The 21,645-nt window shown below is 66.9% G+C and carries 19 protein-coding genes; 14 read left to right on the top strand and 5 right to left on the bottom strand.

The annotated features are described in order from the left end of the window. The first annotated feature begins 140 nt into the window (after positions 1-140). A complete protein-coding gene (locus RPC_RS21820) occupies positions 141-974 on the top strand; it encodes a uracil-DNA glycosylase (protein ID WP_011474763.1) in 834 nt (277 codons plus the stop codon). A 166-nt stretch (positions 975-1,140) separates the two neighbouring features. On the opposite strand, the gene RPC_RS21825 is transcribed toward RPC_RS21820, so the two are convergent. From RPC_RS21825 to RPC_RS21835, 3 genes are all read right to left on the bottom strand, one after another. Further along, positions 1,141-2,652 (bottom strand): glycosyltransferase family 39 protein, encoded by a 1,512-nt coding sequence (locus tag RPC_RS21825; protein WP_011474764.1) that lies wholly within the window; start codon positions 2,650-2,652, stop codon positions 1,141-1,143. 133 nt (positions 2,653-2,785) lie between these two features. Continuing rightward, complete coding sequence (locus RPC_RS21830) at positions 2,786-3,586, bottom strand: ribonuclease HII (protein ID WP_011474765.1); 801 nt, start codon at positions 3,584-3,586, stop codon at positions 2,786-2,788. A gap of 332 nt (positions 3,587-3,918) precedes the next feature. Further along, complete coding sequence (locus RPC_RS21835) at positions 3,919-5,082, bottom strand: PA0069 family radical SAM protein (RefSeq protein WP_011474766.1); 1,164 nt, start codon at positions 5,080-5,082, stop codon at positions 3,919-3,921. A gap of 169 nt (positions 5,083-5,251) precedes the next feature. On the opposite strand from RPC_RS21835, the gene RPC_RS21840 reads away from it, so the two are divergent. Together RPC_RS21840 and RPC_RS21845 are read left to right on the top strand one after the other, a co-directional pair. Beyond that, a complete protein-coding gene (locus RPC_RS21840; RefSeq protein ID WP_011474767.1) occupies positions 5,252-5,815 on the top strand; it encodes a glycosyl transferase in 564 nt (187 codons plus the stop codon). A 68-nt stretch (positions 5,816-5,883) separates the two neighbouring features. Further along, positions 5,884-6,810, top strand: a complete 927-nt coding sequence (locus tag RPC_RS21845) for a bifunctional helix-turn-helix transcriptional regulator/GNAT family N-acetyltransferase (protein WP_011474768.1) — start codon at positions 5,884-5,886, stop codon at positions 6,808-6,810. 296 nt (positions 6,811-7,106) lie between these two features. Here the strand turns inward: RPC_RS21845 and RPC_RS21850 are convergent, their stop codons facing one another. Further along, positions 7,107-8,033: a KPN_02809 family neutral zinc metallopeptidase gene (locus RPC_RS21850; protein WP_011474769.1), complete on the bottom strand. Its 927-nt coding sequence runs from the start codon at positions 8,031-8,033 to the stop codon at positions 7,107-7,109. A 257-nt stretch (positions 8,034-8,290) separates the two neighbouring features. On the opposite strand from RPC_RS21850, the gene RPC_RS21855 reads away from it, so the two are divergent. Together RPC_RS21855 and RPC_RS21860 are read left to right on the top strand one after the other, a co-directional pair. Then, positions 8,291-9,424: a site-specific DNA-methyltransferase gene (locus RPC_RS21855; RefSeq protein ID WP_011474770.1), complete on the top strand. Its 1,134-nt coding sequence runs from the start codon at positions 8,291-8,293 to the stop codon at positions 9,422-9,424. A gap of 161 nt (positions 9,425-9,585) precedes the next feature. After that, complete coding sequence (locus tag RPC_RS21860; protein WP_011474771.1) at positions 9,586-9,909, top strand: hypothetical protein; 324 nt, start codon at positions 9,586-9,588, stop codon at positions 9,907-9,909. On the opposite strand, the gene mutY is transcribed toward RPC_RS21860, so the two are convergent. Continuing rightward, positions 9,899-11,014, bottom strand: a complete 1,116-nt coding sequence (gene mutY / locus RPC_RS21865; RefSeq protein ID WP_011474772.1) for an A/G-specific adenine glycosylase — start codon at positions 11,012-11,014, stop codon at positions 9,899-9,901. The genes RPC_RS21860 and mutY overlap by 11 nt on opposite strands. Positions 11,015-11,086: 72 nt before the next feature. Between mutY and RPC_RS21870 the strand changes: the two genes are divergently transcribed. From RPC_RS21870 to RPC_RS21915, 9 genes are all read left to right on the top strand, one after another. Then, entirely contained in the window at positions 11,087-11,371 is a 285-nt protein-coding gene (locus tag RPC_RS21870; protein WP_011474773.1) for a type II toxin-antitoxin system RelE/ParE family toxin, read from the top strand. After that, the gene (locus RPC_RS21875; protein WP_011474774.1) at positions 11,343-11,663 is read left to right on the top strand and encodes a HigA family addiction module antitoxin; all 321 of its coding nucleotides are present in this window, start codon (positions 11,343-11,345) and stop codon (positions 11,661-11,663) included. Before RPC_RS21870 ends, RPC_RS21875 begins: the two co-directional genes overlap by 29 nt. Before the next feature lie 40 nt (positions 11,664-11,703). After that, positions 11,704-12,183 carry a DUF721 domain-containing protein gene (locus RPC_RS21880; RefSeq protein WP_011474775.1) on the top strand — a complete coding sequence of 160 codons (480 nt, stop codon included), beginning with the start codon at positions 11,704-11,706 and terminating at the stop codon, positions 12,181-12,183. A 109-nt stretch (positions 12,184-12,292) separates the two neighbouring features. Beyond that, entirely contained in the window at positions 12,293-12,958 is a 666-nt protein-coding gene (locus RPC_RS21885; RefSeq protein ID WP_041802196.1) for a DsbA family protein, read from the top strand. 1,381 nt (positions 12,959-14,339) lie between these two features. Beyond that, entirely contained in the window at positions 14,340-14,876 is a 537-nt protein-coding gene (locus tag RPC_RS21895; RefSeq protein WP_011474777.1) for an REP-associated tyrosine transposase, read from the top strand. Between the two features lie 263 nt (positions 14,877-15,139). Further along, entirely contained in the window at positions 15,140-18,604 is a 3,465-nt protein-coding gene (gene smc, locus RPC_RS21900) for a chromosome segregation protein SMC (protein WP_011474778.1), read from the top strand. Positions 18,605-18,641: 37 nt separating this feature from the next. Then, positions 18,642-19,607 (top strand): small ribosomal subunit Rsm22 family protein, encoded by a 966-nt coding sequence (locus RPC_RS21905; RefSeq protein WP_011474779.1) that lies wholly within the window; start codon positions 18,642-18,644, stop codon positions 19,605-19,607. A gap of 153 nt (positions 19,608-19,760) precedes the next feature. Then, positions 19,761-20,315: a LemA family protein gene (locus RPC_RS21910; protein ID WP_011474780.1), complete on the top strand. Its 555-nt coding sequence runs from the start codon at positions 19,761-19,763 to the stop codon at positions 20,313-20,315. A 205-nt stretch (positions 20,316-20,520) separates the two neighbouring features. Further along, entirely contained in the window at positions 20,521-21,630 is a 1,110-nt protein-coding gene (locus RPC_RS21915; protein WP_041802198.1) for a M48 family metallopeptidase, read from the top strand. Positions 21,631-21,645: the final 15 nt, after the last annotated feature.

A 21,645-nucleotide genomic window follows, 5' to 3' on the forward strand; every position in this document is an offset into this window, starting at 1 on the left:
CGATATTCCGCCAGCCGGGCGCGATGCGCGCTTGGAACCGCCGTGCGGAATGCCGCGGCGCGGCGAACTACGCTCGACCGCGGCGGCGTGTTACGATAGGCCCATGAACACTCTGCCGCGCCAACGTCTGATCGATCGCCATGACGCCTGAGCCACGACCGAACGCGCGGGAGCTGCTGGCGTTCTATCTCGAAGCCGGCGTCGACTGCGCGTTGATGGATGAGCCGGTCAACCGGCTGCTCGACGACATCGCGCCGGAGCCGGCGCGTCCGCCGGCCGAGCCGCGCCTGGTTTCGCCGCAGCCGCAGCCGGCCACGCCGCGCGCCGTGCCGACAGCCGCGGCGCCCGCGCTTGCGCCGGATGCGGCAATTCTGTCGGCGCGCGAGGCGGCGCGCACCGCGCCGTCGCTGCAAGCCTTGCGCGAGCTGCTGGCGGCGTTCGACGGCTGCGCGCTGAAGGCCACCGCGACCCAACTGGTGTTTGCCGACGGCAATCCGCAGGCCCGCATCATGCTGGTTGGCGAGGCGCCCGGCCGCGAAGAGGACATCGAAGGGCTGCCGTTCGTCGGCCGTTCCGGCAAGCTGCTCGATCGCATGCTGGCTTCGATCGGGCTCGACCGCAGCACGGTCTATATCGCCAACGTGATTCCGTGGCGACCGCCCGGCAACCGCACGCCGACGCCGCAGGAAACCCAGACCTGCCTGCCGTTCACCCAGCGCCAGATCGAACTGGTCGATCCGGATCTCCTGGTGACGCTCGGCAATCCGTCGACCCAGACCCTGCTGGCGACCCGCGAGGGCATCATGAAGACTCGCGGCCGCTGGGTCGATTACGACACCGGGTCGCGCCGCATCCGCGCGCTGCCGACGTTTCATCCGGCCTATCTGTTGCGCTCGCCATCCTACAAGCGGATGGCCTGGCAGGATCTGCGCGCCATCGCCAAGGCGCTGGAAGATTTGCCGCCGAAGGCGTGAATGAAAGTGAGGGGATGTGCCCCGGACGCGGTGCAACGCGCCGCTCTTGCGGCGTGGTGCACTGCAGATCCGGGGCCGTTACGGATGCTGCCTTCGTAACGGTCCCGGTTCTGCGGAGCAGCGCACCGCGCTGCACCGCGCCCGGGACACGAAAAGCGTGGCCGCGTTACGGCGTCGGCTTCGGCCGCACGATCGCCCAGCCGATCCGCAATGGCGGCTGCCGGCCGGTGATCAGCCAGGCGAAGGCGCGCGGGATTTCCGGCACCAGACCGGGGAAGCGTTTGGCGATGTCCTCGGGCGGCTGGCCGATGGTGTCGAACGCCCGCCACACCACCACGCCGCCGAGCTCGTTGAACTTCGCCGCACTCAGCCACGGCGTCTTCTGCGCCGCCGCGTCGAGCCACAGATGCGGCCGCGAGGCGCCCATGGCGATCAGCGCCGCGAGCTGCGGATCGCCCGCCACCGCCGGCAGCGGCCGGTTGGTGCGGCGCTCGAAACTGTCGCCGAAGAACCGCGCGATGTCGCTGGCCGGCAGCGCGGTGGCGCGCTCGGCGCCGCCGAACCAGGGTTGCGCCAGCGTCGCCGCCAACAGCGCGAAGGCTGGTGCCGCCACCACCGCCGCCCAGGCGGCCCGCAAGATCCGCTGCCGCCGCAGCGCGATGCTATCGCCGGTCATCACCACCACGGCCAATCCGGACATCAGCAGCGCGATGCCGGCGCCGCCGACCACGTGATTGAGCCCGAACAACGCCGCCAGCAGCACCCCGATCAGCGCCAGCGCCAGCGCGAAGAAATAGACGAATTGCCGCGCCAATGCGCCGACCGGCGGCCGGGCGAGGATCGGCGGATCTTCCGGACCGCGGTGGATGCGGCGCAGGTTGAGCAAGATCAGCAGCGCCATGCCGGCCAACGCCACCAAGAGGTCGACGACCAGTTCGCCGCCGAGCGTGAGCCGCGGCACGAGATCGTCCGCCACCGGCAGCGGCGGCAGCGCGAACGGATCGGCGCGCACCACCCACACCAGATAGGGCAGCACCAGCACCACGATCACCAACAGCGCGAACAGCGGATCGACCGAGGCCAGCGCGCGGCGGCTGCGGGAATTCGCCAACGCAAACCCGATCGGCAGCAGCAACAGCAACGGCGCCGCGGTGGTGGTCAACAGCAGCAGCCCGACCTCGATCGACAGCGCGAACCAGGCGTTGCGGCGGCCCTGGCCGATCAGGCGCCAAGCGTGCAGCAGCAGCAGCGCCCACAGCGGCCGCGCCAGCACCAGCGGCCCGAAGTCCACGCCCTGCCCAGCAAAAGCGGTGACGGTCAGCGTCAGCAGCACCGCCACCACGGCGTGCTGCGGACCGACGACGGCGCGACCCAGCGCATACAGCGCCGAGAACGTCACCACGGCGCACAGCTGCGCCAAGAGATAGACGCCGAACAGGTGATTGCCGGCGAGCCGATAGGCGAGATCGGCCAGCCAGAACGCCAGCGGCGGGCCGAGTTCGGTGCCGACCTGATATTCCCGGCCGTAGGCCAGGGTCAGCGCCAGATCCGGCGGCGGCGCCGAATACAGCAGCAGCGGCACCACGAACCACATCGTGGCTTGGATCGTCACCACCAGCCAGAACACCAGTCCGGGCCGGGCGCGGATCAATTCGACGATCAGGGAGGTGAAACGCATGAACCAGCTAGCATCCTGAGTCGAATTCCGCTGCGAGCCTACCAATAGCCAAGTTCAGGCGCCAAGGACCAGCGGAAAGCGGCCAGGCCGCCAAGGCTGATGGGCAGATTGACGGTGGCGGCCAAGCGCCGCGTCAGACCGGCGGGGCGCCGAACTCGAACAGATCGGCCGCAACGGCCGGCACCGTTGCGGTTTCCGGCTGGTGTTTTTGCCGGGCTGCCACCACCGGCGCGAACAGCCGGCGGTGATGCTTGCTGGGGCCGAGCCGGTCGAGCGCCGCCAGATGCTCCGGCACGCCGTAGCCCTTGTGGTTCTCGAAGCCGTAACCCGGGCAATCCTCCGCCAGCCGGCACATCAGCCGGTCGCGCGACACCTTGGCGATGATCGAGGCGGCGGCGATCGACAGCACCAGGCCGTCGCCGCCGATCACCGCGTCGCAGTCGCAGCTTGTCGCGATCTTGTCGCGGCCGTCGACGAAGACGTGCCGCGGCATCTCCGGCAGCGCATGCACCGCTTTGGCCAGCGCCCACAATGACGCGCGCAAAATATTGTCGCGATCGATCCGCGCCGGCGACGCATAGGCCACCGCGAAGGCGGCAGTGGCGCAGATCTGCTCGAACAGCTGTTCGCGCTTGTCGGCGGTGAGCCGCTTGGAATCGTCGAGGCCTTTGGGGATGCGCTTGGGGTCGAGCACCACCGCGGCGGCGACCACCGGCCCGGCCAACGGGCCGCGGCCGGCCTCGTCGCAGCCCGCCACCGGCCAAACGCCGCGCTTCAGCAGCGCGCGTTCGCGCCGGAAGCTCGGCGGCGCCACCGCGATGACGCCCTTGCCCGGCTTGGTCGGCGCAGGTTTTTCCTTGTCCCGAATCATGCCGGGATGCTGCGGGCTGATGACGGCGCGCGCAACCCGGAACTGGCGGCCTGTGCCCGACATTCACGGGTGAGACGCACAGATCCAAGAGCGGCATCCATTTGAGTTGAGATCCCAATTGGGTGATGGATCCCATTTTGGGTTGACCATTGAGGCGATGCCTAGGCGCCACCGGCAGCACGCTCCCTCCCCCGCTTGCGGGGGAGGGGTGGGGTGGGGGAATTCGTCAGCCCCGCGCTCGTGTCGCCCCCTCCCTAGCCCTCCCCCGCAAGCGGGAGAGGGGACGCTCAGTGCTCGGGGAAAGGCTCCCCCCGTTTTTCTCAAACCACTCAAACCAAACGCGTCGATGTCCCCCCGGACATCCCTCTCAAAACATCTCCCTCAAAACATCCCTCTCAAAACAAGCTCAGCTGCTGTCCAGCGCGGTTGGGTCGGGCGAAATGGTCGGTGGTCAGCTTCACCCGTTTCTTGTTGAGGCCGAGTTTGGCGCAGGCGATCTCGAACCGGCGGCCGATCATCCAGGCGATCGGCCCGGTGCCCTTCATCCTTGTGCCCCATTGCGAATCGTAATCGCGGCCGCCGCGCATGTCGCGGATCAGGGTGAAGACGTGACGGTAGCGGTCGGGATAATTCGCCATCAGCCATTCCCGGAACAGGTCGCGCACCTCGAGCGGCAGCCGCAGCAGCACGTAGCTCGCCTCCTTGACCCCGGCATGGGCCGCGGCGTCGAGAATCCGCTCGATCTCCATGTCGTTCAAAGCCGGAATCACCGGCGCCACCATCACCGTGGTCGGAATCCCGGCGTCGGATAATTGCCGCAGCGCCTCCAGCCGGTTGGCCGGGGTCGACGCGCGCGGCTCCATCGAGCGGGCGAGCTTGGGATCGAGCGTGGTCACCGACAGCGCCACCTTGGCGAGGTTGCGCTTGGCCATTCGCGACAGAATATCGATGTCGCGGGTGACCAGCGCCGATTTGGTGACGATGCCGACCGGATGCGAGGCGCGCTCCAGCACTTCCAGAATGCCCCGCATGATCTTGCTGTCGCGCTCGATCGGCTGATACGGATCGGTGTTGGTGCCGATCGCGATCATCTTCGGCTCGTAGTCGGGAGCCGCCAGCTCCTTCTCCAGCAGCGCCGGGGCGTCCGGCTTGGCGAACAGTTTGGATTCGAAGTCCAGCCCCGGCGACAGCCCGAGAAAAGCGTGGGTCGGCCGCGCGAAACAATAGACGCAGCCGTGTTCGCAGCCGCGATAAGGATTGATCGAGCGATCGAAGCCGATATCGGGCGAATCGTTGCGGGTGATGACTTTGCGCGCGGTGTCGAGGCCGACCGTGGTCTTGAACGGCGGCAACTCGTCGAGCGACTGCCAGCCGTCGTCGAACGCCACCCGGGCTTCGGCTTCGAAGCGGCCGCTGTCGTTGGACTGCGCGCCGCGGCCGCGCCGCCGCTGCCGGTCGATGGCGACCTCCAGCTGCGGAAATGGCGTGGTCGCACCCGCCGGTTCGGTGGGGGGCGCCGGGACCGGCGGGTGCTTGAGGGCAGTTGATGTGCTTCTCATGCCACCAAGATAACATTGAAAAAGAACAAAGCAAGAACATTAATCGCGATCGCCCGGGCCGCCGCCCGCCGACCTTCTGCTGATGCCATCGCAACGGATTCCGGCTGATTTCGTTGCGGCAAGGTGCTAACGATGCGGCGTTTTTCATCGAAAGGTCACATCCGCCCAAATGCTCAGCGTCATCATTCCTACCGACGGCATCGAGCGCACCGCGGTCGCCACGTTGGCCGCGCTGGTGCCCGGCGCCGCCGCCGGCGTGGTGAGCGAGGTGATGCTGGTCGATCGTGGCGGCTCCGACGTGATCGAGCGGGTCGCCGATGTCGCGGGCTGCCATTTCCTGGCCTTCGAAGGCTCGCGCGCCGCAGCACTCGCCGCCGGCGCCCGGCAGACGCGCTCGCCGTGGCTGATGTTCCTGCACGCCGGAGCGGTGCTCGACGCCGGCTGGATCGACGAGACCGCGCAGTTCATCCAGCGGGTCTCGGACAGCGGCCGTCCGCGCGCCGGGATCTTTCGCTACGCCCGCTCGCCCTATGCGGAGCGCAGTTGGCGCGATGGATTGAATGCCTTGGCCCGCGCCATCACCGGACCGTTGGCCGACCAAGGGCTGTTGATCGCCCGCGATCATTACGACCGGCTCGGCGGCTACGACGTCCGCCGCTCCGAGGCCAAGCTGCTGCGGCAGCTCGGCCGCTCCTGCCGCACCCAGCTGCGCAGCAGCATCGTCCTGGTCTGAAGCTCACGCGAAAGATACTTGCCTCCGTCAAATAATCATTTGACGATAGCAAGTCTGGAGTGGGCACGATGAGGGACGCGGTTTCCGACCCTGAGGTCGCTGCGGTGCGGGCCTTCAACCGCTTCTATACCCGCAAACTCGGGGTGCTCGACCAGCACCTGCTGCAGAGCCCGTACTCGCTGGCCGAAGCGCGGGTGCTGTACGAACTGGCGCAGCGCGACGACGTCGCGGCCAAGCAGATCGGCGCCGAACTCGGGCTCGATGCCGGCTATCTCAGCCGCATCATTCAGAATTTCCACCACAACGGCCTGATCAGTCGCGCCGCCTTGCCGACCGACAAGCGGCAACACCGGCTGGCGCTGACCGCCAAGGGCCGCGCCGCCTTCGCCAAGCTCGACCGCGCCTCCCAGGCCGAGGTCGCAGCACTGCTGGCGCAACTGCCGCGCGGCGCGGCGGAGCGGCTTGTCGCGGCGATGCAAAGCATCGAACGGCTGCTGCAGCCCGCCGCCACGTCGCCGCTCGCGACGCTGCGCGGCCCGCGACCCGGCGACATCGGCTTCGTGGTGCAAAGCCACGCCACGCTGTATGCCGCCGACTACGGCTTCGACGCCTCGTTCGAGGCGCTGGTCGCCGAGATCGCCGGCAAGTTTCTCGCGTCCTATGATGCTGCGCGCGAACGCTGCTGGATCGCCGAGCTGGACGGCGAGCCGGTCGGCTCGGTGTTGCTGGTGCGCGACAGCGACGCCGTCGCCAAGCTGCGGCTGTTGCTGGTGACGCCGCAAGGCCGCGGCCAGCATCTCGGCCAGCGGCTGGTCGACGAGGCGACAGGCTTTGCCCGGCACTGCGGCTATCGCACCATCTCGCTGTGGACCCAGAGCAATCTCACCGCCGCGCGAAATATCTATCAGCAGGCTGGCTTTGAACTGGTCGAGACCAAGCCGCATCGCAGCTTCGGCCAGGATCTGATCGGCGAGACCTGGGAGCTGCAGCTTTAGCCGCGGTGCGCCGCGCAGCGTCCCGCCGGACCGCACCCCTCGGGCGCGCGCCCTCACTCGGTGCAGTCCTTCACGCTGCTGCGCACGGGGTGTTTCGGCGAGCATTGGCCTCTCCGCGTCATGGCCGCGCTTGTCGCGGCCATCCACGGAAACAGGCACGACATGACGTGTAGGCGTGGATGGCCGGGACGAGCCCGGCCATGACGTGTTAGGCGACGTGCCTGATGATCGGGGCAGTCAGCTTCGCGCATCATCAACCGACGACGATCTAGGACGACGGCAACACACGCCCCGACCTAAAGCCGCTCTGCGCCAAACGTATTGCAGGCCGCGACCGTGCCCTGCTGATAGCCGGTCATGAACCAGCGCTTGCGCTGTTCGGCCGAGCCGTGGGTGAAGGAGTCCGGCACCACTTCCCTTCCGGCGTTGCGTTGCAACGTATCGTCGCCGATCGCGGTGGCGGTCTTCAGCGCGGCGTCGATGTCGCCGTCTTCGAGGAAGTTCGGCCGCTTCTTGGCTTCGCGATTGACCCAGACGCCGGACAGGCAATCGGCCTGCAACTCGACCTTGACCTGCAGCGCGTTGGACTCGGCCTTGTCGCCGGACTGCTGCTGCAAGCGCGTCACCCGCGGCAGGATGCCGAGCAGGTTCTGCACGTGGTGGCCGGCCTCGTGGGCGATGATGTAGGCCGCGGTAAATTTGCAGGCGCTGCCGGAGCAGCCGCGGAAACGCGTTTCGACCTGCTTGAAGAATCCGGTGTCGAGATAGATCTGCTTGTCCGGCGGACAATAGAACGGCCCCATCGCCGCCTGCGCCATGCCGCAGCGACCGCCATTGGTGCGGCCCTTGAACAACACGATTCGCGGGCCGACATATTTCTGGTTGCTGTCGCGGAAGATTTCGGTCCAGCGGTCGTCGATCTCGCCGAGCACGCCGGAGATCATGCTGCCCATCTCGTCGGTCGGAGCGCCCTCCTTGCGCGGTCCCGGACGACGCTCGCTTTCGTAGCCCGACGATTCACGGCCGTTGGTCAGAACCTCGGCGCCGCTGATCAGGATCCGCGGATCGATACCGGTGGCCCAGCCGATCAGGCCGAGCACCACGATGGCGCCGATGCCAAGCCCGCCGCCGCCCATTTGGAAACCACCGCCACCGCCGCCGCCACCTTCGTCGTCGCGGCGGTCGTCGATATTGTCGCTGCGACGGAAATCATCGTAACGCATCTGGCTTTTCCTTCATGGCATTGGGGTGTGTCGGCATCGGTGTCTGCGCGGCGCTCCGGCGCGCAGGCGTAACGCGCCGCGCGGCCAATATTTCCATCCGGTTAGCATTAACCCGCCGGGCAAATATTGCCTAGCAAGAAGCGCTCATCTTCCGCAGTTCGCTAACCCGCTGTTTACCTCGACGCGGCAATGTACGGTCAGTCGGTTGTTTAGTCCCGCGTCGCCGACAGCGTCGCCTGAGTCAGAGTAATTGAGTCATGGTTGTGTCGCGTCGCGGGGCGTCTGCAAGGGCGCCCCGCACCAAATTCGAGTCTCATCCGAGTTCGCAAATCGTCATCGGCGATTGCGTCGCCGAGATGTCAAAGATGGCAGCCGGTTCGGTCGATCTGGTGTTCGCCGATCCGCCGTACAATCTGCAATTGAAGGGCGATCTCAAACGCCCTGACGAATCCCATGTCGACGCCGTTACCGACGACTGGGACAAGTTCGATTCCTTCGCCGCCTACGACAACTTCACCCGCGCCTGGCTATTGGCCTGCCGCCGGATCATGAAGCCGACGGCGACGCTGTGGGTGATCGGCTCCTATCACAACATCTTCCGCGTCGGCACCATCATGCAGGACTTAGGCTTCTGGGTGCTCAACGACATCGTCTGGCGCAAGACCAATCCGATGCCGAATTTCCGCGGCCGCAGATTCACCAACGCGCACGAGACCATGATCTGGGCAGCGCGCGACGAGAATTCCAAGGGCTACACCTTCAACTACGAAGCGCTGAAGGCCGCCAACGAAGACGTCCAGGCGCGCTCCGACTGGCTGATCCCGCTGTGCACCGGCGAGGAACGCCTGAAGGGCGCCGACGGCAAGAAGATTCACCCGACGCAGAAGCCGGAGGGCCTGCTCGCCCGCGTGCTATTGTCGTCGTCGAAGCCCGGCGACCTGGTGCTCGATCCGTTCAACGGCACCGGCACCACCGGCGCGGTCGCCAAGCGATTAGGCCGCCACTACATCGGCTTCGAACGCGACCATGACTATGCGGCCGCCGCCCGCGCGCGGATCGACGCCATCGAGCCGTTGCCCGATGCGACGCTGGCGCCGTTCATGACCGCGCGCAGCGCGCCGCGGGTGGCGTTCTCCGAACTGATCGAACGCGGCATCATTTCGCCCGGCACCAAGCTGGTGGATTCCAAGAAGCGCCACGGCGCTTTGGTGCGCGCCGACGGCGCCATCATGCTCGGCGACAAGGTCGGCTCGATCCACCGCATGGGCGCGGTGGCGCAAGGCTCGGAAGCCTGCAACGGCTGGACCTTCTGGCACGTCGAAACCCACAAGGGTCTGCGGCTGATCGACGAATTGCGCGCCGAAATCCGCAGCGAGATGGCCGCGAGCTAGCGGCAAATCTGTTCACGACTGGTCAAGAACTGCCGGCAATAACTGCCGGCAGGACGCGGTGCGACGCCTGCGTGATGTTGCAAATCATTGCAATCAATGACGTTTTGTGTTGGTCCGTTTCTTGCGTGACTCTCCGCGACGCAACCCGTCGGGAGAGTCCGATGTCCGGCTTCATCAGTCCTATCGCTTTCACATCCTCATCGTCGTCACCGCTGTCGAACAAACCGCTTGATACCAAACCGCTGCTCGACGCGTTGAAACCGCAGACGGTGGAAGAGAAGTTTCTCGCCTACGCCAATATGACGCCGGCCGAGAAGCTGCGCGATTCGTTGCTCAAAAGCATCGGCGTCACCGAGGACGACTTGAAGACCATGTCGCCGAAAGACCGCGAGGCGATCGAGGACAAGATCAAAGAGAAGATCAAGGAAGCCGCCGAGAACCAGACCGAAAAGAAGACCGGCTTCATCACCGACATCAGCGTCTGATCGGTTTGCCGTCACCGAGCCCGTGCGCGATCACCTTGCGCATCACGTTCGGCAACGCCTCGTGCTGCAAGGTCGCGATCTTGACCCAGCGCATGCCGATCGGCGCTCGGCTACGCGCCGGCATGGTTGCGGTGTAGACCACGAGTTCCAGCGGAAAATGCGTGAAGACGTGATTGACCACGCCCGGCTTGCGCTGCCAGCGCGCCACGCCCGGCAGCGCCGGCGCCTGTTGTCGCGCGATAGTGTCGTCCTGGTCGGCGATCCAGTCGGAGCCCGGCACTTCGGTCATGCCGCCGAGCAGGCCTTTTTCCGCCCGGCTGCGCACCAGAAGCTCGTCGCCGCGCCTCACCACGAAGGCGGCGCCGCGCCGCAGTTTGCCGGTGGTCTTGGCAGCCTTGCGCGGAAACGTCTCCTGATCGCCGCGGCTGCGGGCGACGCAATCTTCGTTTAAAGGGCACAGCGCACAGGCCGGCTTTTTCGGCGTGCAGATGGTGGCGCCGAGATCCATCAGGGCCTGCGCCGAGTCTCCGGCGCGCGCTTCGCCCGCCAGCGTCAGCGCTAACTCCGAAATCTTCGGCTTGGCCTGCGGCAGCGCGTCTTCGACCGCGAACAGCCGCGACACCACCCGCTCGATATTGCCGTCGACCGGCATGCAATGACGGCCGAACGCGATCGCCGCGATCGCCGCAGCGGTGTAGGGCCCGATCCCCGGCAGCGCCCGCAGGCCGGCCTCGGTGTCGGGGAAGGCGCCGCCATGGTCGCGCGAAACCGCCACCGCGCAGGCGAAAAGATTGCGCGCCCGCGAATAATAGCCGAGCCCGGCCCACATCCGCAGCACGTCGTCCTGGCTGGCGCGGCCAAGTGCCGCAACATTCGGCCAGCGCGCCAGAAATTTCTCGAAATACGGCCCGACCGCTTTCACCGTGGTCTGCTGCAGCATGATTTCGCTGAGCCAGACCCGGTAGGGGTCGGCGGCCTGCCCCGGCAGCGCCCGCCACGGCAGCGCGCGGCGATGCCGATCGTACCAGGCCAGCAGCAGCCGGGGATAAGCAGAGCCCGGGGCAGCCTGGCGGCGGGCTTTTTGTCTGGCTGGCGATACGGGCACGCCGCAATCTAGGATCGGATTCGCGCCGGCGCCAGTCCGCAGATTGCCGGCCGTAACGCGCCGCGTTATAATATGATTGTAAGTTTCGCCGATCCGGAAACCGAACTGATCTGGTCGGGCCGACGCAGCCGCAAGCTGCCGTCGGACATCCAGGGTGTGGCCTTGAGAAAACTCCGTCTTCTCAATCAGGCCCGTGTGCTGGGTGATCTGCGGGTGCCGCCTGGCAATCGGCTCGAGGCGTTGCGGGCGGACCGGCAGGGTCAGCATTCGATCCGCATCAACGACCAATGGCGGATTTGTTTTGTGTGGGACGACAGAGGCCCGATCAATGTCGAAATCGTCGACTACCACGGCTAGGCGCGGGCTGATCCCCAACCCGCATCCCGGCGAGATCTTGCTCGAGGAATTTTTGAAGCCGATGGGTCTCAGCCAGAACGCGCTGGCCCGTGCCGTCCATGTGGCGCCCCGCCGAATCAACGAGATCGTGCTCGGCAAGCGGGACATCACGGCCGATACCGATCTGCGGCTGGCGCGCTATTTCGGGCTGTCTGAGGGGTTTTTTCTTGGCCTGCAGATGGATTACGACCTGATGCAGCGCCGCCGGCAGATCGGCCGCGACCTCAAGGCGATTCAGCCGCGGGCGGCGTGATCGCGCTGCCGCTCTCCCCCAACCAATGCTATAACGCGCCATGCTCAAGCCCGGCCGAAGTTCCGCCAAGCCGTTGTCCGTCCTGCTCGGCGGGGTGTTTTCCGACGCCTTCGCGCGGCAGGGCTTTGCCTCGCGCGAATTGGTGGCGCGCTGGGCCGAGATCGCCGGCCCCGAGGTCGCCGAATTCGCCGAGCCGATCAGGATCCAGTGGCCGCGCCCGGTCGAGGGACAACAGACCCAACCGGCGACGCTGATCCTGCGGGTCGAAGGCCCGATGGCGTTGGAAATCCAGCACGCCTCCGACGTCATCCTGCAGCGGGTCAACCGGTTTTTCGGGTGGAATGCGGTCGCCAAACTGGCGCTGCGGCAGGCGCCGCTGTCGCGGCGGCGCAAGCCGAAACCGCCGCCGGGCCCCGATCCCGAAGCGGTCGCCGCCTTGGCGCAGACCTTGGGCTCGGTGGAGGACGAGGAGCTGCGCAGCGCGCTGGCCCGGCTCGGCGCCTCGATCAAGCGAAGGTGAGTTCGCGGCGATCATCCGTCACACAGCCCACCATTGCCACAATTGGCGTTTCAAGCTAGCGAACAACGGTTCTGTGCGGCGTGCCCCGCCGAATTGGGAGAGTTTTGACGTGATCATCACCCGCCGCGCCTTCACCGCCGCCCTGTCGCTGACCGGGCTTGCCGCCCTGGCTGGATTTTCGCCGCTGCGCCTGATCGGCGAGGCGTTCGCGCAGGACGCGCCGTCCGCCGCCGACGTCGCCAAGCCGGGCGCGCTGCCGGACATGGCGCTCGGCGCCCCGAACGCCCCGGTCACCATCATCGAATACGCCTCGATGACCTGCTCGCACTGCGCCAATTTCAACGAGACGGTGTTTCCGAAATTGAAGGCGGAATACATCGACACCAGCAAGGTCAAATACGTGTTCCGCGAATTCCCGCTCGACATCAAGGCCGCCGCCGGCTCGATGCTGGCGCGCTGCATCGCCAAGGACGACGCCGGCAAATACTTCGCCGTCAACGACATGTTGTTCAAGCAGCAGACCGACTGGGTGCTGAAGAACACCACCGAAACCTTGAAGCGGATCGGCAAGCAGGCCGGCCTTAGCGGCGACGCCGTGGAAGCCTGCCTGAAGGACCAGGCGCTGTTGGACAAGATTGCCGCCGACCAGAAATTCGCCAACGAGGTGCTGAAGGTGAATTCGACGCCGACCTTCTTCATCAACGGCGAGATGCTGAGGGGCGAGGCGTCGTTCGAAGAGTTCGGCAAGAAGATCAAGGCGCTGTTGAAGAGCTGAGACGCACGCCAATCGCGGCCTGCGGCGCCCGTGCGTTCTACCACGGGAACGTCGTCATCCTGAGGCGCCCGAGCGCAGCGAGGGCCTCGAAGGATGCGGCTGCGCATCGATGCGGCCTCCGGGCTCTGGGGCTGCGCTACGCCCGCGGCCATCCTTCGAGACGCCCGGCGTCGCGCTGCGCGCTTCGCCGGGCTCCTCAGGATGACGCTGATTGGGTTGCTGATGATCCAAGCCCAGATCCAAGCCCAAAGTCGTCATCCTGAGGTGCCCGAGCGCAGCGAGGGCCTCGAAGGATGCGGCTCCGCATCGATGCGGTTGCCCCGGCCTGTGGCTGCGCCACGCCCGCGGCCATCCTTCGAGACGCCCGGCTTCGCGCTCCGCGCTGCGCCGGGCTCCTCAGGATGACGCTGATTGCGGTGCTGATGATCCAAGCCCAGATCCAAGCCCAAAGTCGTCATCCTGAGGTGCCCGAGCGCAGCGAGGGCCTCGAAGGATGCGGCGCCGCGACGATGCGGTTGCCCCGCTCTGTGGCAGCGCCACGCCCGCGGCCATCCTTCGAGACGCCCGGCTGTGCGCTGCGCGCTTTGCCGGGCTCCTCAGGATGACGCTGAAATGGGCGGCGATCGCCCGCCGATGCGTGCAAAATGTCAAACAGCCACGATCAAGAAGCTCTGGATGTGCGCTCGCGATCTCGCGGCGCGATGCGCCCGAGCTTTGCAAGAGCCCCCTCGAACCGATGAGGGGGGAGGCGCGCCGCATGGCGCGGGGGTGGAGTTTCGCGGTCTGCGGCTTGCCTCGCAAGGCCAGCCGCAAAAGACCGCGCGTCGCCTTGCGGCGCGCCGTCCTGCGGCGATTCTGGGCCCCGGGACCGTGCTTCCGGGGACAGGCGCGATGCACTCCGCACCGCCGATTCCGGCGATCTCTCGCCGTTCACCTGTCCCGCGTCCAGCCAACCAGCAAGTGGCAGAGCCTCGTAGTGGGCCCGGACGGTGGCCTGGGGCCTCCCGGGTGGTGCTTGCGAGGCACCAGCGCGGGACGCCGCGTCGACCGATCGGGAGCAAGCTCCCTTTCGGTAGCGATCCGTGGGTTGCCCCACTTCTCGCTCTGTCCCGCAATCTTGACGCCTCGCGAAAGCGCCCCTCACGGACAGGACATCTAGGAATATAATCTTTATCGGGAAATTGTCAATGGGGTCGACGCTGTAGCCCGGATGAAGCGAAGCGAAATCCGGGACAGCATCTCCACGCCGGCGTCGCCGGCGTGATATCTTGTCGAGAGGTGAGCGCTATTTGCTCCCGGATTTCGCTTCGCTTCATCCGGGCTACAGAGATAGGCTGCTGATCACAATCAGTCATGGATCGCTGGCGACAGGCTTTCCGCGATGGTCCTCTATCGGCGTAATTTCCTTCCCGGCGGGACGTTCTTTTTCACGGTGACGTTGGCCGACCGTCGCTCGTCCGCACTCGTCACCCATATCGACCTGCTACGCGACGCCTTTCGTAAAGCGAAGCATCAAAAGCCCTTTGCCATCGACGCTATCGTGATCCTTCCTGATCACTTGCACGCCATCTTCACGCTACCAGCGGACGATTCCGATTTTCCCGGACGTTGGAAGGCGGTGAAGGCCGCCTTCACGCGCGGCGTGGTCGCCACCGGAGCGTCGATCCCCCGCGATCACCGTGGCGAATATGCGCTGTGGCAGCGACGGTACTGGGAGCACACGATCCGCGACGATCGCGACTTCGAACGCTGCGCCGACTACATTCACATCAACCCAGTCAAACACGGGTTGGTCGCGGCTCCGAACGCCTGGCCATATTCCTCTCTGCACCGATACATCCGCGCCGGTATCCTAGATTGCGATTGGGGCGGCGACGGCAAGACCGACATTGAAGGCTTCGGCGAACCGAACGACTGATCCCGGATTTCGCTTCGCTTCATCCGGGCTACAGATGATCGCCTCGTAAAATCACGAAATCCCCTGTTTTTTCCGCGATATGCCGCAAAATCACCTCTGGAAAAGCCGGGTTCCGCGGTTGCCCTGCCGGTTTCGGCTCGCCATTGTCGGCCGCTTGAGAGCCGCGGATTGCGAGTCGGTGGCGGCACGGCGGTACCCTTCTATGGTATTGTTCGGCCACAGGGATTCGCGGCAGCCGCTTTCGTCAACAGAGCAACGTGTCCATGAAACTCACGCGCCTTCGCCTTCACGGTTTCAAGTCGTTCGTCGAGCCCACCGATTTCCTGATCGAGCCGGGGTTGACCGGCGTGGTCGGGCCGAACGGCTGCGGCAAATCGAACTTGGTCGAAGCGCTGCGTTGGGCGATGGGCGAGACGTCGCATAAGTCGCTGCGCGCGGCCGACATGGACGCGGTGATCTTTGCAGGCTCCGGCAACCGGCCGTCGCGCAACCACGCCGAAGTGGTGATGACGATCGACAACACCGACCGCACTGCGCCTGCGGCGATGAACGATCAGGAAATCCTCGAAGTATCGCGCCGCATCGAGCGCGAGGCCGGCTCGGTGTATCGCATCAACGGCCGCGATGTCCGCGCCCGCGACGTGCAGATCCTGTTCGCCGACGCCGCCACCGGCGCGCGCTCGCCGGCCTTGGTGCACCAAGGCAAGATCGGCGAAATCATCCAGGCTAAGCCGGAGCAGCGCCGGCGCGTGCTGGAAGACGCCGCCGGCGTCGCCGGGCTGCACGCCCGCCGCCACGAGGCCGAATTGCGGCTGAAGGCGGCGGAAACCAACCTCACCCGCGTCGAGGACGTGATCGGGCAATTGTCCTCGCAGGTCGAAGGCCTGAAGAAGCAGGCGCGGCAGGCGATCCGCTTCAAGGACGTCGCGGCGAAAGTCCGCAAGGCCGAGGCCACGCTGTTTCACCTGCGCTGGCTCGACGCCCACACCGAAGTGGCGGCCGCGGCGCAGACCCACGATCTCAATGTGCGCGAGCACGCCGAGCGCACCCGCGAGCAGGCCGAAGCCGCCCGCATCCAGGCGATCCGCGCTTCCGAATTGCCGGCGCTGCGCGATGCCGAAGCACGCGCCGCCGCCGGGCTGCAGCGGCTCACCAATGCCCGCGAACAGCTCGACCGCGAAGAGGTCCGCGCCAAGGAGCGCGCCGCCGAACTCGATCGCCGGCTGTCGCAGTTCTCCTCCGACGTCGCCCGCGAGCAGCAGCAGGCCTCCGACGCCGTGGTGGCGCTGGAGCGGCTCGCTACCGAAGACGTCGAGCTGAAGGACGAGATCAAGTCGCGGGTCGAACAGCGCAGCGGCGTCGACGAGCGCGTCGCCGAGGCCGAAGCCACGCTGGCCGCGGCCGAGCGGGTATTCGCCGAACTCACCACCGCGCTGGCCGATCTCACCGCGCGGCGCCGGCAGTTCGAATCCGGCGTGCGCACCCATCGCGAGCGCCTCGCCCGGCTCGACAATGAAATCGGCAATGTCGAGGCCGAGATTTCCAAGCTGACGCAGTTGACCGGCAGCCTCGGCGATCTGGAAGCGCTGCAGGGCGCGGTCGAAGCGACGCTGGACGCGCTGGCGGAGTCCGAAGCGCTGGCGCAGGCCTCGGAATCCGGCCATGTCGCCGCCCGGCAGGCGCTGGAGGCTTCGCGCGGCCCGCTCAGTGAGGCCGAGAAGAAAGTGCAGCGGCTGGAGACCGAAGCCCGCACCATTTCCAAGATCCTCAACGGCGAATCCAAGAATCTGTGGCCGCCGATCATCGACGGCGTCCACGTCGCCAAGGGCTATGAGAAGGCGCTGGGCGCCGTGCTCGGCGACGATCTCGATGCCCCGGTGGATGCCTCGGCGCCGATGCGCTGGAGCGATATCGGCGTGCAGGACGGCGATCCGGAATTGCCGGAAGGCGTCGAATCGCTGGCCGCCTTGGTCACCGCGCCGCCCGAACTGGCGCGCCGGCTGAAGCAGATCGGCGTGGTTTCCAAAGAGCGCGGCGCCGAATTGGTGGCGCAGCTGAAGACCGGGCAGCGGCTGGTGTCGCGCGACGGCGACGTCTGGCGCTGGGACGGCTTCGTCGCCGCAGCCCATGCGCCGACCGGCGCGGCGCGGCGGCTCGCGGAGCGCGCGCGGCTGACCGAAATCGAAGCCGATCTCGAGCAGGCGCGCATTGAAGCCGCCGCCAAGCGCGAGGCGCTGGAGATCGCCGAAGCGGCGCTGAAGGCCGCAGCCGCGATGGAGAGCGAATCGCGCGAGACGCTGCGCGCCACCCGGCGCGAGGTCGACGGCGCGCGCGAGCGCCACGCCGCCACCGAACGCGAGATCAACCGCCACGCCGCGCGGCGCTCGGCCTTGACCGAAGCGCAGTCGCGGCTTGCCGCCGACCGCGCCGAGGCCGAAGCCGCGATGTACACCGCGGAGGAAACGCTCGCCGAACTGCCGCCGACCAGCGACACCGAGCAGCAGCTCGCCGCGGTGCGCAGCGAGATCGAAGGCCACCGCCGCTTGGCCGCGCAGGTCCGCGCCGAAGCGAGTGCGTTGGCGCGCGAAGCCGAACTCGCCGACAAGCGGCTGCAGGCGATCGTCGCCGAGCGCGCCGAATGGCAGCGCCGCAGCGAGGGCGCCGCCTCGCAAATCGCCACCATCGAATCCCGGCTCACCGAACTCACCGAAGAGCGCGCCGAGCTCGACAACGCCCCGGCGGCGTTCGCGCAGCAGCGCAGCGCGCTGATCAGCGAAATCCAATTCGCCGAAACCGACCGCCGCGTCGCCGCCGACGCGCTGGCCACCGCCGAAACCGCGATGGCCGAGACCGACCGCGACGCGAAGTCGTCGCTGGAAGCGCTGTCCAGCGCCCGCGAAGCGGTGGCGCGCGCCGAGGAGCGGATGGAGGGCGCGCGGCGACGGCTCGACGACATCGAGCGCGAGATCCGCGACATGCTTGAAGTCGAGCCGCACGCGGTCGGCGGGCTCGCCGAGATCACCCCGGACACCCAGCTTCCGCCACAGCACGAGGTCGAGGCCGAACTCGACAAGCTGCGCCGCGACCGCGAACGGCTCGGCGCGGTCAATCTGCGCGCCGACGAGGAATTGCGCGAGGTCGAGACCCAGCACGGCTCGCTCGCCACCGAGCGCGACGACTTGGTCGAAGCGATCAAAAAGCTGCGCACCGGCATCCAGAGCCTCAACAAGGAAGCCCGCGAGCGGCTGCTGACCTCGTTCGAGACCGTCAACAGCCATTTCAAGCGATTGTTCGTGGTGCTGTTCGGCGGCGGCGAGGCCGAATTGAAGCTGGTCGAGAGCGACGATCCGCTGGAAGCCGGGCTCGAGATCGTCGCCAAGCCGCCCGGCAAGAAGCCGCAGACGCTGTCGCTGTTGTCCGGCGGCGAACAGGCCTTGACCGCGCTGTCGCTGATCTTCGCGGTGTTCCTCACCAACCCGTCGCCGATCTGCGTGCTCGACGAAGTCGACGCGCCGCTCGACGACCACAACGTCGAACGGTTCTGCGACCTGTTGAACGAGATGACCTCGACCACCGAGACCCGCTTCATCGTCATCACCCATAACCCGATCACCATGGCGCGGATGAACCGGCTGTTCGGCGTCACCATGGCGGAGCGCGGCGTCTCGCAGCTGGTCTCGGTCGGGCTCGAGGCCGCGGTGAAAATCCTCGATCAGAACGTGGCGTGAAGCTTGCGCTCCCCCTCCAGCGGAGGGTGAACAGCCGATGACCTCCGCCGCGCTGCCCGCCGAACTCGCCGCTGCGCTGACGCGCAAATCCCACGGCCTGTCGCTCAACGAGGCCGCCACCCGCGCTGCGGCGATGTCGCAGACCTATCGCGCAGGCGGCGGCTCGCTGGCGATCAGGAGCGAGGCCGACGCCCTGGCTTATGCGCTGGCGCGGATGCCGGCGACCTATGCGGCGGTCACCGCCTGCCTCGATGCCTTGAGCGCGCAGCGGCCGGACTTCGCGCCGCGCAGTCTGCTGGATTGCGGCGCCGGCCCCGGCACCGCCACTTGGGCGGCGGCGGAAGGCTTCGCCTCGCTGCAAACCTTCGCGCTGTTCGACGCCAATGCCGCATTGCGCGCGCTGGCAGGCGACCTGATGCAAGGCAGCCAGCGTCTGGCCGCGACCTGCTACACCCAGGGCGACGCGGCGACGCTGCTGGCCCAGGCGGAACCGGCGGATTTGCTGATCGCCAGCTACATGGTCAACGAGTTGAGCGAGACGCAGCGCAACGTCTTTGCCGATCTGGCGTGGGCCAAGACCACCGACACGCTCGTGATCGTCGAGCCCGGCACGCCGGCGGGCTATGCGCGCATCCTTTCGCTGCGGGCGCGGCTGATCGCGCAGGGCGCGCAGGTCGCAGCGCCCTGCCCGCACGACGGTGCGTGTCCACTGGTCGCACCCGACTGGTGCCACTTCACCCAGCGGCTGCCGCGCTCGCGCGCGCATCAGCATCTCAAGGGCGCGGAACTCGCCTATGAGGACGAAAAATTCAGCTACGTCGCGTTGACCCGCGCGCCGCTTTTGCCGCGCCCGGCGCGGCTGCTGGCGCAGCCGCTCGCCACCAAGATCGCCGTCACCGCCAAGCTGTGCACCGCGAACGGCCTCGACATCGCCACGGCGCCACGGCGCCACAAAGCGGACTACGCGCGGTTCAGGAAACTCGACTGGGGCGACACGGTCTGATCGAAAGCCTCGACTCTGCGAGCCATTCCTGATTTGAACGGTTCGCGACCGAGCACCGACTCATGCAGGCCGCAGCTTTCGCGGCCCCTGCCCCGCGACGGCGATTTGGACTCATCTCGGCGCAGGTTTGGTCTCATTCAGGAGCTGTCATCCATGACCTGGATCGTTCTCGGCTTCCTCGGCATTGTCTTTCTGTTCGCGCTCGGCGCCTATAACCGGGTGGTGGCGCTGAGCCAGCGGATCGGCCAGGCGTTCGCCGACATCGACGTGCAATTGAAGCAGCGCCACGACCTGATCCCGAATCTGATCGAGACGGTGAAGGGCTACGCCGCGCATGAGCGCGGCACGCTCGAAGCCGTGGTGACGGCACGCAACGCCGCACTGTCGGCGCATAGCCCGGGCCAGATCGCCGCCACCGAGACTACGCTGTCCGGCGCGCTCGGCCGGCTGATCGCGCTGGCAGAGGCCTATCCCGACCTCAAGGCCAACGCCAACTTCCAGCAATTGCAGTCGGAATTGTCCGACATCGAGAACAAGATCGCCGCCAGCCGGCGCTTCTTCAACAACGCGGTGCAGGAATACAATACGGGGATCCAGCAGATGCCGATGGCGCTGGTGGCCGGCGCGCTGGGCTTCACCCCGAAGGAGTTCTTCGACCTCGGCGCCAGCCGCGCCGAGGTCGAACAAGTGCCGCAGGTCAAGTTCTGAACTCATTCTAGAGCCGTCATTCCGGGGCGCGAAGCAGCGAAGCCGCGAGCGAACCCGGAATCTCGCATCAAGCGAGGTTGCAGCAAGCGAGGTGGCAGCCTCCGCCAGGCGCTGCAAGATTCCGGGTTCGCTCGCACTGCTCGCGCCCCGGAATGACGACGGTGGGGGCCGTCGAAAAATGCCTCGCCCCCAGGAGTTGCGCGCGATGGCCGCCTACGGTCTCTACACCCACATCGCCGCGAACAGATCTCGGTCGGTGCTGCTGCTCGCGGGCCTATTTTTGCTGATCTATGTGCTGGTGTTCGCCGCCGCGCTGGTCGGCGAGGCGATCGGCGACAGCGGCTACCCGATGCAATATTATCTGGCGGCGGCGACCCGCGATCTGATCCAGGCGCTGCCGTTCGCCACGCTCGGCGCGGCGCTGTGGATCGCCATCGCGTATTTCTTCCACCAGAACATGATCGACGCGCTGACCGGTGGCCGCAGCGTGACCCGGCAGCAGCAGCCCAAACTGTACAATCTGTTGGAGAACCTGTGCATCTCGCGCGGCCTCCCGATGCCGCAGCTGAAGGTGATGGAGAGCCCGGCGCTGAACGCCTTCGCCACCGGGTTGAACCGGCGGCAATACGCCGTGACCGTCACCACCGGCCTGCTTGAGGCGCTCGACGACCGCGAGATCGCGGCGGTGCTCGGCCACGAGCTCACCCATATCCGCAACGGCGACGTGCAGATGATGGTGATCGCGGTGATCATCGCGGGCGTCATCGGCTTCTTCGCAGAGTTGGTGGTCCGGCTGTTCTTCAACGCCGGCTGGCGTTTCGGCGGCGGCCGCTCGTCGTCGAACAACGACAAGCGGTCGGGCGGCGGCGCGCTGGTGGCGATCATCCTGGCGGTCGCGCTGATCGCGGCGGCCTGGGCGTTGTCGCAGCTGGTGCGGCTGGCGCTGTCGCGGGCGCGGGAGTTTCTCGCCGACGCCGGATCGGTGGAATTGACCAAGGACCCCGACGCGATGATCATGGCGTTGCGCAAGATCGAGAGCCGCGGCGAGCTGGTCGGGGCCACCTCCGCGGTGATGGAGATGTGTGTCGACAATCCGCGCTCCGGCTTCGCCGACCTGTTCGCGACCCATCCCTCGGTGCAGGCGCGCATCGACGCGCTGGTGAGCTATGCCGGCGGCCACGATCCGGGACCGCTGGCGCTGCCGCCGGAGGCCTCGGCCGCCGAGGCGCCGCCAACCGAGGCGGCGGATCGGGCGTTGCCGCCAGCGGGGCCATGGCGCGAGCCCGCCCCGCCCGGGCCGTGGGGACCGCGTTGACCCCGGTCCGGCCCG

This window comes from Rhodopseudomonas palustris BisB18 (genome assembly GCF_000013745.1).
In the GTDB taxonomy this organism is placed as follows: domain Bacteria; phylum Pseudomonadota; class Alphaproteobacteria; order Rhizobiales; family Xanthobacteraceae; genus Rhodopseudomonas_A; species Rhodopseudomonas_A palustris_F.

What these genes read in the sequence shown, in the direction of transcription:
- RPC_RS21895 (WP_011474777.1), top strand. Translation starts at nt 14,340, where the DNA reads ATGGTCCTCTATCGGCGTAATTTCCTTCCCGGCGGGACGTTCTTTTTC.
- RPC_RS21825 (WP_011474764.1), bottom strand. Translation starts at nt 2,652, where the DNA reads ATGCGTTTCACCTCCCTGATCGTCGAATTGATCCGCGCCCGGCCCGGA.
- RPC_RS21840 (WP_011474767.1), top strand. Translation starts at nt 5,252, where the DNA reads ATGCTCAGCGTCATCATTCCTACCGACGGCATCGAGCGCACCGCGGTC.
- RPC_RS21910 (WP_011474780.1), top strand. Translation starts at nt 19,761, where the DNA reads ATGACCTGGATCGTTCTCGGCTTCCTCGGCATTGTCTTTCTGTTCGCG.
- RPC_RS21915 (WP_041802198.1), top strand. Translation starts at nt 20,521, where the DNA reads ATGGCCGCCTACGGTCTCTACACCCACATCGCCGCGAACAGATCTCGG.
- RPC_RS21820 (WP_011474763.1), top strand. Translation starts at nt 141, where the DNA reads ATGACGCCTGAGCCACGACCGAACGCGCGGGAGCTGCTGGCGTTCTAT.
- RPC_RS21855 (WP_011474770.1), top strand. Translation starts at nt 8,291, where the DNA reads ATGGTTGTGTCGCGTCGCGGGGCGTCTGCAAGGGCGCCCCGCACCAAA.
- RPC_RS21905 (WP_011474779.1), top strand. Translation starts at nt 18,642, where the DNA reads ATGACCTCCGCCGCGCTGCCCGCCGAACTCGCCGCTGCGCTGACGCGC.
- RPC_RS21870 (WP_011474773.1), top strand. Translation starts at nt 11,087, where the DNA reads ATGATTGTAAGTTTCGCCGATCCGGAAACCGAACTGATCTGGTCGGGC.
- RPC_RS21875 (WP_011474774.1), top strand. Translation starts at nt 11,343, where the DNA reads ATGTCGAAATCGTCGACTACCACGGCTAGGCGCGGGCTGATCCCCAAC.
- RPC_RS21880 (WP_011474775.1), top strand. Translation starts at nt 11,704, where the DNA reads ATGCTCAAGCCCGGCCGAAGTTCCGCCAAGCCGTTGTCCGTCCTGCTC.
- RPC_RS21830 (WP_011474765.1), bottom strand. Translation starts at nt 3,586, where the DNA reads ATGTCGGGCACAGGCCGCCAGTTCCGGGTTGCGCGCGCCGTCATCAGC.
- RPC_RS21850 (WP_011474769.1), bottom strand. Translation starts at nt 8,033, where the DNA reads ATGCGTTACGATGATTTCCGTCGCAGCGACAATATCGACGACCGCCGC.
- smc (WP_011474778.1), top strand. Translation starts at nt 15,140, where the DNA reads ATGAAACTCACGCGCCTTCGCCTTCACGGTTTCAAGTCGTTCGTCGAG.
- RPC_RS21860 (WP_011474771.1), top strand. Translation starts at nt 9,586, where the DNA reads ATGTCCGGCTTCATCAGTCCTATCGCTTTCACATCCTCATCGTCGTCA.
- RPC_RS21835 (WP_011474766.1), bottom strand. Translation starts at nt 5,082, where the DNA reads ATGAGAAGCACATCAACTGCCCTCAAGCACCCGCCGGTCCCGGCGCCC.
- RPC_RS21845 (WP_011474768.1), top strand. Translation starts at nt 5,884, where the DNA reads ATGAGGGACGCGGTTTCCGACCCTGAGGTCGCTGCGGTGCGGGCCTTC.